Below are 12,013 nucleotides of genomic sequence, written 5' to 3'. Positions count from 1 at the left end.
AAAAACGTAAAATAGAGGAGGTTGAAACATGCGTGTTATCCGCAAGTTCCCGAATCCGCATGTAGATTACCTTTTCACTATTCTTCGTAACGTAGTTATATAAGGAAAATTCTAAATCATTTAATGAAGCAATCTCTTCGTTAGAAAACATCTTAGGTTCCTCCGTATGAAAAAAATATAATTGACTATTAAATTAGTATAAATGAATCTTATCATAATTAGGAAATGAAAAAACAGGTTGTTCCATAAATGTAACAAATTCCTTTTAATAATAAGAAGAACTAAAATCGAACTTTTGCGTACAATTCCTTTGAAAGCGCGTACAATCATTATCAAGAGGAGGGATAGTATGAGTCATAAAGGTGAACTGAACTTTCCTGAGAACTTTCTATGGGGGTCTGCTTCTGCAGCTTATCAAGTAGAGGGGGCTTGGAACCAGGAAGGAAAAGGGCCATCTGTATGGGATACCTTTACAAAGATACCTGGTAATACTTTTCAAGCGACAAATGGTGATGTTGCAGTTGATCATTATAATCGTTATAAAGAAGATGTTGCATTGATGGCTGAAATGGGCTTGAAAGCATATAGATTTTCTATTGCTTGGAGTCGGATTTATCCAGAGGGCAGAGGAGAAGTAAATGAAGCTGGATTACAGTTTTATGATGATTTAATTAATGAGCTTATAGAACACAAAATTGAACCTATTATTACAATCTACCATTGGGATGTACCACAAGCATTGATGGATTTATATGGTGCATGGGAATCACGTGATATTATTGATGATTTTAATGAATACTGCATAACGCTTTATAAACGGTATGGAGACAGGGTGAAATATTGGGTTACATTAAATGAACAAAATGTTTTTATCGGATTAGGTTATGATTTAGGAATCCATCCACCAAGTGTAAAAGATACAAAAAGGATGTATGAAGCTAATCATATTGCCAATTTAGCAAATGCGAAGGCCATTCAGTCCTTTAGAAGATTTGTTCCAGATGGTAAAGTTGGACCGAGTTTTGCATACGGACCTACTTATCCGCTAAATTGTCATCCTGATAATATTTTATCCTTTGAAAATGCTGAAGAGCTCAATAATTATTGGTGGTTGGATGTCTATTGTTGGGGAAAATACCCAACTATAATGTGGAATTATTTAGACAAATTAGATTTAACTCCAACTATTTGCGAAGGAGATTTTGAATTATTAGCATTTGGTAGACCAGATTTTATTGGAGTAAACTACTATCGTACAGGAACAGTTGAAATGAATCCACTAAACAATGGTGTTGGAAAAGGGTCCATGAATACGACTGGTAAAAAGGGTTCATCTGAAGAGCAAGGTATTCCTGGATTATTTAAATCTAAGAAGAATCCATACTTAGAGTCAACAAACTGGGATTGGGAAATTGATCCTACCGGCTTAAGAATTGGACTTCGCCGCTTGACCAGTCGATATAATTTGCCTTTATTGATTACCGAAAATGGTCTAGGCGAATTTGATGAATTAGAAGAAAACAATCAAGTCAATGATGACTATCGAATTGACTATATTCGATCTCATGTTGAGGCGTGTGGACTAGCCATTGAAGATGGTGTAGATTTACTGGGTTATTGTACGTGGTCATTTACGGATTTATTAAGCTGGTTGAATGGTTATCAAAAAAGATATGGTTTTGTCTATGTAGATCGCGACGAAGATAATGAAAAGAATTTAAAAAGAATTAAAAAGAAAAGCTTTTATTGGTATAAAGAAGTAATTAAAACAGGTGGAAAAAATTTATAAAATGCGAGCTAACTAACTAAAATGGAGGAATGGAATATGAAAAAAATATTATTAGTTTGTGCAGCGGGAATGTCTACCAGTCTGCTAGTTAATAAGATGAATGATGCTGCGAAAGAAAAAGGGGTAGAAATTGATATTCTTGCTTTACCGATATCTCAATGTGAAAGTGTAGCCAGTGAAGTCGATGTTGTCTTGTTAGGACCCCAAGTCAGGTATCAAAAACCACAAGTAGACACGATTATTGATGGACGAGTACCAGTTGAAATTATTGACATGAGGGATTATGGAATGATGAATGGGAAGGCAGTCTTGGAAAAGGCGTTAAGTCTAATTGAATAAGAGTATTTGAACTATTTTATTCAAGAATGAAACTCAAATGTAAGAGAAATGAATCTTAGCTTTATCATTCAGGAGGTATTAATCATGGGGTTTATGGCCACGTTTGAAAAGGTTGCAGAAAAGGCACTAGTACCTATTGCTTCCAAGTTGAATTCACAGCGACATATTGTCGCTATCCGTGATGCTTTTATTTTATCCTTTCCAATTACTTTAGCAGGATCTCTAATTGTTCTATTAAACTTTGCTGTTTTGGCTCCAGATGGATTTATTGCAAAAATACTATTCTTGCATAAATTATTTCCCAACTTGGCAGATTTACAGTCTGTCTTCTCACCAGTGTTAAATGGTTCCTCCAATATCTTATCTATGTTTATTGTTTTTCTAGTTGCTAGGAATATAGCTATCTCATTAAAATCTGATGAGTTATTATGCGGGTTAACAGCACTCTCTACCTTTTTTATTATCTACCCATCATACACACAAGTTGATGGTGGAAACTTTTTAACGACTCAGTGGGTTGGAGCTCAAGGTTTGTTTGTAGCGATAATAGTCGGACTGCTTGTTGGAGAATTATTCAGTAGGCTATCAAAATCCGAAAAATTGCAAATAAATATGCCGGCATCAGTTCCGCCTGCTGTTGCACGATCATTTAAAGTGCTTTTTCCAATCATTATAATTACCATTGTATTTGCAATTGGTAACGCTGTCATTAATAAGTTTTATGCAGACGGGTTACATGAATTGATATACGCTGCCCTTCAAACACCTTTAAAACATTTAGGAACAAATGTCGTGTCTCTCGTCATATTAGCTATAGTATCTAATCTTTTATGGGTATTTGGAATTCATGGTCCAAACACAATTGCCGCAATTCGTGAAGCAATGTTTGCTGAAGCTAACTTGGAAAACTTGAACTATGTTGCTGCACATGGCTCAGCTTGGGGTGCACCATACCCTGTTACATGGGCCATCAATGATGCCTTCGCTAACTACGGGGGATCAGGGATGACATTAGGATTATTGATTGCCATATTCTTAGTATCTAGAAGGAAAGAATACCGTGAAATTGGGAAGCTTTCTCTTGCTCCGGGACTATTTAATATCAATGAACCTATTATATTTGGCCTTCCTGTTGTATTAAATCCAATTTTGATAATACCTTTTATACTTGTACCTGCCGTTAATATCATTATTGGATATGCTGCAATTGCAACAGGATTAATTCCTCCTATTGCGTATAGCGTTCCATGGACAACTCCGGGACCACTTATTGCTTTCTTAGGAACGGGTGGTAACTGGCTTGCTTTAATTATTGGATTTGTTTGTTTGGCTGTATCAACGCTTATTTACTTACCTTTTGTACTTGCATCTAACAAATCAGTTGAGAATACCAGTGATAGCAAATTAGATTCAGAAAAAACGGCTTAAGGTAAAAAGGAATGAATAAATACGATGTTGAGTTTACATGCGGTCAAATTAAATTTGTACATGATTTCTTTAAAGAGTATGAAGATGAAAAGGTTGTTACCACTTCCAAAAGGCTAGGAAAGATTAAAGTTATCGTTCAAGTGGGGACTGCTTTATCAGCAGATGATACTGTTAAGCATTTGTTAAATGTATTTAAAGAATCAAAATATGGTCCGGCATTATATTTTATTGCCAGTGTATGCTGAAGATAATTAAATTATAACAAGCATAGAATCAAAGGTGGAAAGGAGGATCAATGGTATGGAAGGTATGGAACTAATAGCATTTAATATTATCAGTAATGTAGGTACAGCGAAAAGTTTGGTCATGGAAGCACTTTATGCAGCCAGAGAAGGTCTATATGAAGAAGCTGAAGCAAAACTGAAGGAATCACGTCAGTTTTTGTTAGTGGGACATAATGCTCATCTCGAATTGATTCAAGAAGAGGCTTTAGGAAAGCAACTTACCTTTTCGTTAATCATCATGCATGCAGAAGATCAAATGATGAGTGTTGAAACGATTAACGATTTAGTAATTGAAATGATTAGGATGTATAAGGATATTAATCAGTTGAAAGCAGTCATTCATACAGATTCTTTTGGGAAATAAGGTATGATAAAACTTGGAGGTGCGAAATGTCAAAAGGAATTAAAATTGTTACCATTGGTGGAGGATCGAGCTATACCCCCGAATTAATTGAAGGATTTATAAAAAGATATGATGAGCTTCCGATAACGGAACTTTGGTTAGTAGATATTGAGGCTGGTAAGGAAAAATTAGAGATTATTGGAAGCCTTGCGAAGAGGATGATTCAAAAAGCAGGTGTTCCTATCGATGTTCATTTAACGCTAGATAGAAGAGAAGCACTAAAGGATGCTGATTTTGTTACAACGCAATTCCGTGTTGGTTTATTGGACGCTCGCGCAAAAGATGAGAGAATCCCTATTAAATATGGAGTAATCGGACAGGAAACGAATGGTCCGGGTGGATTATTTAAAGGATTGCGGACAATCCCAGTTATCTTAGAAATATGTAAAGATATTGAAGAATTATGTCCGAATGCATGGCTGGTCAACTTTACGAATCCAGCTGGTATGGTAACAGAAGCTGTGTTGCGATATAGCAATCTTAAGAAGGTTGTCGGTTTATGTAACGTCCCAATTGGAATGAAAATGGGGATTGCGAGCGCCATGGATGTTGAGCCTAGTCGAATACATGTTGATTTTGCTGGCCTTAATCATATGGTCTTTGGTTTAAATGTGTATTTAGATGGAGTTAGTATTCTTGATTCTGTTATCGAAAGAATGACGGATCCGAATAATGAAATGACCATGAAAAACATTTCTGGTTTAGCTTGGGAGCCAGATTTCATAAGAGCATTAGGAGTCATTCCTTGTGGTTATCATCGCTATTATTATAAAACCAGTGAGATGCTTGCAGAGGAAATTGAAGCAGCAGAAACCGTCGGAACAAGAGCCGAAGTAGTACAAAAATTAGAACATGAACTTTTCGAGATATATAAGAATCCAGAACTAGATATCAAGCCGCCGCAATTAGAAAAACGTGGAGGAGCTTTTTACAGTGATGCAGCTTGTAGTCTTATAAACTCAATATATAATGATAAACATGATATTCAACCAGTTAATACAAGAAATAACGGGGCAATTGCTAGTATTCCAAACGATTCGGCTGTTGAAGTGAACTGTGTGATAACTAAAGAAGGACCCATACCTATAGCAGTAGGTGACATACCGGTTGCTGCAAGAGGACTTGTTCAGCAAATTAAGAGTTTCGAACGAGTTGCATCAGAAGCAGCGGTGACAGGTGATTATCAAACAGCCTTACTTGCAATGACCATCAACCCACTTGTTCATTCTGATAAAGCAGCTAAACAGATATTAGATGAAATGCTAGCAGCTCATAAAGAATATCTTCCCCAATTCACACAGCCTGTGAAAGTATAAGTAGAATATCTTCTCATTAGGTAGAGTCATCTGACTCTACTTTTTTGTATACTTGGCGGTAGTACTATTTTCAAGTATTGACATTTGATACACCTAAACATAAATCTAGGGTTCATAGATCAAATTGTTAAAGAATGAATGTAGATTTTTACAAGAAAAACCCCCCAAATATATGAACCAAGTATCATATTTGCGGGGTAATTTATATTATTCGATAGGCAGGAATTCTATAAAATATTTTCAAGTGGTTTGGTCATTATATATCTTCAGTCAAATATAAATACTCTTCAATCGCTTCCCTTAAAGGCTGCAGGGATCTATCCCAGAACGTAGTTTTTGTTGCATCTACTCCTAAATATCTTTCAGCGAGCTGTTCTACTGTCATTCTACCAGAGCTTCGCAATAATTCGTTTAATTGTTCGACGCCATTTTCACTGTTCTTCAATCTTTCATATATGCCATTACTAAATAGATAGCCTATGGTGTAAGGAATATTATAAAAAGCCTTTTCTGCGTTATAAAAATGAGAAATGTACATCCATTTATGGACTGCCAAATCCTCAATTAAACCATCATATAGTTCATTTTCTGCTTTAGAGATTAAAGTGTTGATTTCTTCGGCCGTCACTACGTTCGCTTTTCGCTTTTCGTAAAATTCTTGCTCGAACTTAAACATATTCGGAATCGTACCAACATATTTAAGACCATTGGAGATTTTCATTTCAAGTAAAGCCAGCTTTTCTTCCTTTGATGTGGTTTGTTTAATCACCGCATCCACTACCAAGTTTTCCATAAAGGTTGAAGCAGTTTCCGCCAAACTTGTCCCTTTTTGCTGCGCAAAAGCTGGTTCTTTATGCAAGATATAATTATGGTAAGCATGCCCCAATTCATGAGCTATCGTGATAACATCTTGGTAATTCTCTCGATACGTTAAAAAAATCCTGCTTTGTTTGGAAAGTGGAAACGATGCACAGAAACCACCCTCTGCTTTGCTTGGACGGTTTTCCGTTTCAATCCAGTCCGCTTCAAAAGCTTCTTCTGCAAATTTCCCTAATGAATCACTAAACGTTTCAAATTGCTCAATGATAAGGGTTACAGCATCCTGATAGGGAACTTTTACTGCAACGGTAAAATGCGGCGATTCTAAATCAAACCAGCTGGGATTTTTTATTTGACCGAGTTCGATTTTTCGTTGTATGTAAGATTTTATAAGTTCCTTATGTTTATTGATGGAAGTAAGCATAGTCTGGAGTGTTTCGTCCATAATTCGATTTTGAAGACATAATTCTTTCAAAAGGTTATCCCAGCCACGTTGTTCATAGATAGTAAGACGGAAACCAGCTATTCTGTTTAATACAGAAGCGAATAAATCGGCATTTTTTTCACAGATGTGTTTAATTGCCAGTGCAGCGTCTTGGCGGACTAATCGATTTTTGGCATAAATCGCTTCATTTAATGCTTGTCCAATAGAAACTTCTTTTATCTCTCCATCCATCTTTAATGGAATTCTTATTTTAGTCAGCATTTGTTCATAGTGCTGCTCCAACCCTTTAATTCCATTAATAGAAAGAGAGCTAATTAATCTTTCCATTTCCAAAGGCAGCTGTTCTTTTCCTTTTTGCCTGCATTCTAGTAGATAAAATGCTATTGGATCAACTTCTGATAAACGTAAAAGTTCAGCCCATAGGTCTTCTGAGAGATTAGCCAATGTAAGATTTAACTCGAGTTGGATGGATTGAAGTTTAGATTTAATAACCGCACTATGATCTAATAATCCGATCACCTCGGTATTATTGGTATTTTGAGCATATATACATATTAGTAAATCATCGAATTCTTCCGAACCATTCTGAACATATTGTGTACGCTGAATAAATTTCACTAACTTTGACAGTTTTATTATTCCTGATGAACGATTCAATTGTTTAAGATTTTCAGACAAGGTTTCAATTGTCATATCCAGTTCGGCTCTAAGTTCTAATAGTTTGTTTGACATGGTTTCGTCAGGATAAAGCGAGGCTAAATCCCAATTTTGATTCATTATTTGTTCCATTTAGGTCTCCTTATATTCATTCTTTTCTTACCTATTAATTCGTCTAGTATATGGGAAATTCCTTTATAAGGTCCTCGAAAGTCGCAATTATGAAATTATTTAAAATTTGTGATAATATTATACTATTATGGAAGGGAGTGGTTAGTTATGTATAAATCAATTCCAGAGGTTACACTAAATGATGGCATGACATTACCAGTTATAGGTTTTGGTACATATCCACTTAAGGGAATTAATGGTGTGAACGCTATACAAAGTGCAATCGAAACAGGGTATCGTTTAATCGATTCTGCTTATAACTATGAAAATGAAGGAACTGTAGGGGAAGCGGTTAAACGCAGTTCTGTTCCAAGACATGAATTAAAAATAACTACTAAGCTGCCAGGTCGTTTTCAAACCTATGATAAAGCGGTAGCTACTATCCAAGAATCTTTATTTAGGGCTAATTTAGATTATTATGATTTATATCTCATTCACTGGCCTAATCCAAAACAGGATCACTATGTAGAAGCTTGGCAGGCATTGACTGATGCGAAAAAATGGGGACTTATTCGTTCTATAGGAGTTTGTAATTTCTTACCTGAACATCTTGACCGTTTAGAAAAAGAAACAGGTGTAAAGCCAAGTATTAACCAAATTGAATTGCATCCATTCTTCAATCAGGCAGAGCAAAGAAACTATCATAAAGAACATAATATCGCTACAGAATCATGGAGCCCATTTACTCGAGGCTATAAAGATTTAGAGATTGATACGCTTCAAACGATTGCCGAAAATCATCATAAAACCATCCCGCAAATTGTATTGCGCTGGCATTATCAGCTAGGCGCGATTTCCATACCAAAATCAGCTTCACCTGTACATCAGCTTGAAAATATCTCCATCTTCGACTTTAAATTAGATGAAACAGAAATGAATATGATTTCAAAATTAACACGTCCTGATGGCAGAATTGCTAATCAAGATCCGGCTGTTTATGAAGAATTTTAATAAATATATGAGAGAAAAGGAAGGTATTTTGTACCTTCTTTTTTAATAATGAAAGTTATCAATTGGAGGTGTTATATGGGGTATATTATGGAATTAAGAAAAATAGTGGGAAGCCGTCCTCTTATCATGGCTGGGGCTGCTGTTCTTTTAATTAATGAGAAGAACGAGTTATTATTGCAGCTTCGTAAGGATAATAACTGTTGGGGTTTAGCTGGCGGCGCACTTGAGTTTGGGGAAACACTAGAACAAACGGCCATGAGAGAATTATTTGAAGAAACCGGTTTAATCGCAAATAAGATAAAGTTATTTAATGTTTACTCAGGAGAAAACTTTCACTATACATATCCTCACGGTGATGAAGTATATAATGTGATATCAGCCTACATATGCAGTGATTATGAGGGCGTAATGAAAAGAGATGGAAAGGAAGTTCAAGAATTAAAATTTTTTAAGTTTGCTGAACTTCCTCACAACATTAGTCCACCAGATGCACCAATAATAAATGAATACAGTAAAGGCATTTCCATTTTAGCAACACTATAAAATGAAATAGCATAGGAGATTAGGTGATCGTCGTGGGTTTCGGTGTATACATTGAACAAGTATGTTTTATAGAAGAACATATTAGCGAGCTTGCTGAACTGTTAATAAAGGTAGTAGATGACGGGGCTTCGATTGGATTTTTACCACCAATAAGAAGAGTAGAGGCAGAGATATACTGGGGCACCGTTCTTACTCCGGAAGTACTTTTATTTATTGCAAAATCAAACAATCAAATTATCGGAAGTGTACAAGTACATTTATCAACGAAACAGAATGGAAGCCATAGAGCTGAGATTGCAAAACTAATGACACACCCCCATTATCGACGGAATGGCATTGGACGTTCACTCATGCAAAGAGCTGAAGAAATAGCAAAACAGAAAAATCGGTCATTATTAGTTCTTGATACAAGAGAAGGTGATCCTTCTAATAAACTATATTCTTCATTAGGCTATATTCAAGCTGGAAGGATTCCTAACTATGCAATATCTGAGAATGGTGAATTAGCTGCTACCATCATCTACTATAAAAATAACAATTAGGTTCGTTTCAATAGTTTTATTAGGATTGTTTTTACATAGTCACTCGGACAGTGTTTTTGAATTTTTGTACATGTATTAATTAAAATGAGAATGTAAACGAGTCTATAGTCTAGTTCTCGGAAGAAACGTAAAGAAAAGCACCTATTAGAATGTTTACATTCCAATAAGTGCTTTTCTTTATTGATATGGATTAAACATTTAATTTTTTCTTCCAATTTAAAGAGATAAGACTTGAAGAAATAACAATAATAAATAAGATGATTACTGTAATAAATACTGTGTAGTATGAACCTGTTGAATCGAAAATGTAACTGAATAAAGTGGTACCAACAGCTACACCTAATGTAGAAGCAGACATAATGGTTGTATAAATGGATGCATAATCACGTCCACCGAATACTTCACGGATAACTACTGGAGGTAGTAGAGTTGAACCAGAGAAACCAATACCAAACAGTAAGGCACCAGCATAAAGCATACCAATACCGAATGAGTCAGAAATTAATAAGGCAACTACTCCGAGCATACCACCGCCTATACCTACGAATAAAGCCGATTTAATACCGAATTTATCGTTGATTGCGCCAAGCATGAATTTACCGCCAGTTTGACCAATCGTTACACATGTTACACCTGTAGCTGCCATCGCAGCCGTGAAACCGACAGACTGTACGAAGTTTGGTACATGAAAGCTTACTGTTGAAGCAAGACCGAATAATCCTGTAAATACTAGAACTAAGTAAAATGCTGGAGATTTCAACGCAGCACTTTTTAAAACACCTGTTTCAAGCATTTTTGATGAAGCAGGTGCATTTTCGACCACTTCATCTTCCCCGTAAGCTGTCATGTTTAATTCTTCAGGTTTAGAACGGATAACGAAAATAGAGAATGGCAAAATTAAGATTGCAACCGCAATACCTAATACCATATATGTGGATCGCCAGCCGATTGATTCAATTAAACCACCTGTGATTTGTGCGAAGATTGCGCCGCCAATCCCCATGAACGCCATCGCAATACCTAGAGAGGTACCAGCTTTTACTTTGAACCAGTTGTTCATGATTAATGGAATGGAACCGTAAATTAAAAATGTACTACCGATCCCTAGAGCAATTCCAGAAATATAGAATGGGATAACCGAGTTGTACGTACCCATTAAACCGAATGCAAGTGCGTTAATAATACCTGCAATGGTTAAAATATACCGGATATCGAATTTATTTAATACTTTCCCAGCGAAGGGGAGTAAAATTGTAACTGTCAAATACATGAGTGATGTATATAAACTAATTTCAGAAACACCAACATTCAAATCTTCAGCTACTGCACGATATAGTAAACCTGCGCAGCTAACGATAATACCAACACTTGCGGCATATATGGCAGCACTTGCAACCATGATCCACCAAGCGTAGTGAATTTTACCTTGCTTTTTCATCTTTCCCACCTCGTAAGAATGGAGAAGATAGCTAGTTGCTTCTCCTCCATAAAATTTATGCTATATAAATTCCCTTAGGGTTTAACCATTATTGAATGGTGAATCCACCGTCAATGGTTACTGCAGTACCACTCATGAATTTAGCTTCTTCAGATGCGAGGAACACTGCTAAATCAGCTACTTCTTCTACTTGTCCGAAGCGACGAGCTGGGACTGGCTCTTTTGAGATACCAGCCAGAACATCCTTAACTAGAGGGGTTTCGATTGTTCCTGGACAAATTGCGTTTATTTTAATGCCATATTGAGCATATTCAGAAGATAAATGTTTAGTGTAGCCAATTACACCGTGTTTTGTCGCAGTATAAGCGGCGCCGCCTTTACCTGCAACAAGACCTGCAACAGAAGCGATGTTTACAATTGCACCCGTTTTGCGTTCGATCATACTTGGTAACACAGCATTTGAAAATTCAAATACACTTGTTAAGTTGATATTTACCAAGAAGCTCCATTGATCTAATGTAGTATCCAATGATTTTTGATATTTATCGAAAACACCAGCATTGTTTACTAATATGTCAACTGGACCGAACGCTTCTTCCGTTTCTTTTACACAATTTAAAATGTCTTCCGTTTTCATGACGTTTACTGAAACAGCAATTGCTTGTCCACCAAATGCATTAATTTCTTCAGCTACAGATTGTGCACCTTCTAAATTTAAGTCAGCTACAACAACTTTTGCGCCTTCTTTAGCGAAGCGGATTGCTTCACCTTGACCCATACCAGATGCAGCACCGGTAATAATGGCAACTTTGTTTTTTAATCTCATGTTCGTCATCTCCCATATGTTGTTATTTTCGTTCACAATTTGTTCAAATTCTCAGTGCCTAT

At 36.2% G+C, this 12,013-nt stretch carries 12 protein-coding genes and 1 pseudogene; 9 read left to right on the top strand and 4 right to left on the bottom strand.

All coding sequences use genetic code 11. The features are described 5' to 3' along the window. Positions 1–151: pseudogene (locus WYK_RS08405) on the bottom strand (RpiR family transcriptional regulator); the annotation flags it as partial. 198 nt (positions 152–349) lie between these two features. Between WYK_RS08405 and WYK_RS08400 the strand changes: the two are divergent. The 6 genes from WYK_RS08400 to WYK_RS08375 all read left to right on the top strand — a co-directional run bounded on the left by WYK_RS08400 (position 350) and on the right by WYK_RS08375 (position 5,559). Beyond that, entirely contained in the window at positions 350–1,789 is a 1,440-nt protein-coding gene (locus WYK_RS08400) for a glycoside hydrolase family 1 protein (protein ID WP_040374080.1), read from the top strand. A gap of 36 nt (positions 1,790–1,825) precedes the next feature. After that, positions 1,826–2,128: a PTS sugar transporter subunit IIB gene (locus WYK_RS08395; protein ID WP_040374079.1), complete on the top strand. Its 303-nt coding sequence runs from the start codon at positions 1,826–1,828 to the stop codon at positions 2,126–2,128. An 84-nt stretch (positions 2,129–2,212) separates the two neighbouring features. Continuing rightward, entirely contained in the window at positions 2,213–3,556 is a 1,344-nt protein-coding gene (locus WYK_RS08390) for a PTS sugar transporter subunit IIC (protein WP_040374078.1), read from the top strand. A gap of 11 nt (positions 3,557–3,567) precedes the next feature. Then, complete coding sequence (locus tag WYK_RS08385) at positions 3,568–3,801, top strand: hypothetical protein (RefSeq protein WP_040374077.1); 234 nt, start codon at positions 3,568–3,570, stop codon at positions 3,799–3,801. A gap of 55 nt (positions 3,802–3,856) precedes the next feature. Further along, entirely contained in the window at positions 3,857–4,204 is a 348-nt protein-coding gene (locus WYK_RS08380) for a PTS lactose/cellobiose transporter subunit IIA (protein WP_040374076.1), read from the top strand. Between the two features lie 26 nt (positions 4,205–4,230). Continuing rightward, the gene (locus tag WYK_RS08375) at positions 4,231–5,559 is read left to right on the top strand and encodes a 6-phospho-beta-glucosidase (RefSeq protein WP_040374075.1); all 1,329 of its coding nucleotides are present in this window, start codon (positions 4,231–4,233) and stop codon (positions 5,557–5,559) included. A gap of 256 nt (positions 5,560–5,815) precedes the next feature. On the opposite strand, the gene WYK_RS08370 is transcribed toward WYK_RS08375, so the two are convergent. Then, positions 5,816–7,612, bottom strand: a complete 1,797-nt coding sequence (locus tag WYK_RS08370; protein ID WP_040374074.1) for a M3 family oligoendopeptidase — start codon at positions 7,610–7,612, stop codon at positions 5,816–5,818. A gap of 147 nt (positions 7,613–7,759) precedes the next feature. On the opposite strand from WYK_RS08370, the gene WYK_RS08365 reads away from it, so the two are divergent. The 3 genes from WYK_RS08365 (at position 7,760) to WYK_RS08355 (ending at position 9,687) form a co-directional block, all read left to right on the top strand. Further along, the gene (locus WYK_RS08365; RefSeq protein WP_040374073.1) at positions 7,760–8,602 is read left to right on the top strand and encodes an aldo/keto reductase; all 843 of its coding nucleotides are present in this window, start codon (positions 7,760–7,762) and stop codon (positions 8,600–8,602) included. A 75-nt stretch (positions 8,603–8,677) separates the two neighbouring features. Continuing rightward, positions 8,678–9,145 (top strand): NUDIX hydrolase, encoded by a 468-nt coding sequence (locus tag WYK_RS08360; RefSeq protein ID WP_040374072.1) that lies wholly within the window; start codon positions 8,678–8,680, stop codon positions 9,143–9,145. 32 nt (positions 9,146–9,177) lie between these two features. After that, on the top strand, positions 9,178–9,687 hold the full coding sequence (locus WYK_RS08355; protein WP_152526439.1) for a GNAT family N-acetyltransferase: 510 nt from the start codon (positions 9,178–9,180) through the stop codon (positions 9,685–9,687). 190 nt (positions 9,688–9,877) lie between these two features. On the opposite strand, the gene WYK_RS08350 is transcribed toward WYK_RS08355, so the two are convergent. Further along, entirely contained in the window at positions 9,878–11,125 is a 1,248-nt protein-coding gene (locus WYK_RS08350) for an MFS transporter (protein ID WP_040374070.1), read from the bottom strand. A gap of 88 nt (positions 11,126–11,213) precedes the next feature. Beyond that, the gene (locus tag WYK_RS08345) at positions 11,214–11,951 is read right to left on the bottom strand and encodes an SDR family NAD(P)-dependent oxidoreductase (protein ID WP_040374069.1); all 738 of its coding nucleotides are present in this window, start codon (positions 11,949–11,951) and stop codon (positions 11,214–11,216) included. Positions 11,952–12,013: the final 62 nt, after the last annotated feature.

The organism is Peribacillus psychrosaccharolyticus ATCC 23296 (assembly GCF_000305495.1).
Classification (GTDB): Bacteria; Bacillota; Bacilli; order Bacillales; family DSM-1321; genus Peribacillus; species Peribacillus psychrosaccharolyticus.
The sequence above is the reverse complement of the archived record's forward strand: the minus strand, read 5'-3'. Positions and strand labels throughout refer to the sequence as shown.

What these genes read in the sequence shown, in the direction of transcription:
- WYK_RS08400 (WP_040374080.1), top strand. Translation starts at nt 350, where the DNA reads ATGAGTCATAAAGGTGAACTGAACTTTCCTGAGAACTTTCTATGGGGG.
- WYK_RS08395 (WP_040374079.1), top strand. Translation starts at nt 1,826, where the DNA reads ATGAAAAAAATATTATTAGTTTGTGCAGCGGGAATGTCTACCAGTCTG.
- WYK_RS08390 (WP_040374078.1), top strand. Translation starts at nt 2,213, where the DNA reads ATGGGGTTTATGGCCACGTTTGAAAAGGTTGCAGAAAAGGCACTAGTA.
- WYK_RS08385 (WP_040374077.1), top strand. Translation starts at nt 3,568, where the DNA reads ATGAATAAATACGATGTTGAGTTTACATGCGGTCAAATTAAATTTGTA.
- WYK_RS08380 (WP_040374076.1), top strand. Translation starts at nt 3,857, where the DNA reads ATGGAAGGTATGGAACTAATAGCATTTAATATTATCAGTAATGTAGGT.
- WYK_RS08375 (WP_040374075.1), top strand. Translation starts at nt 4,231, where the DNA reads ATGTCAAAAGGAATTAAAATTGTTACCATTGGTGGAGGATCGAGCTAT.
- WYK_RS08370 (WP_040374074.1), bottom strand. Translation starts at nt 7,612, where the DNA reads ATGGAACAAATAATGAATCAAAATTGGGATTTAGCCTCGCTTTATCCT.
- WYK_RS08365 (WP_040374073.1), top strand. Translation starts at nt 7,760, where the DNA reads ATGTATAAATCAATTCCAGAGGTTACACTAAATGATGGCATGACATTA.
- WYK_RS08360 (WP_040374072.1), top strand. Translation starts at nt 8,678, where the DNA reads ATGGGGTATATTATGGAATTAAGAAAAATAGTGGGAAGCCGTCCTCTT.
- WYK_RS08350 (WP_040374070.1), bottom strand. Translation starts at nt 11,125, where the DNA reads ATGAAAAAGCAAGGTAAAATTCACTACGCTTGGTGGATCATGGTTGCA.
- WYK_RS08345 (WP_040374069.1), bottom strand. Translation starts at nt 11,951, where the DNA reads ATGAGATTAAAAAACAAAGTTGCCATTATTACCGGTGCTGCATCTGGT.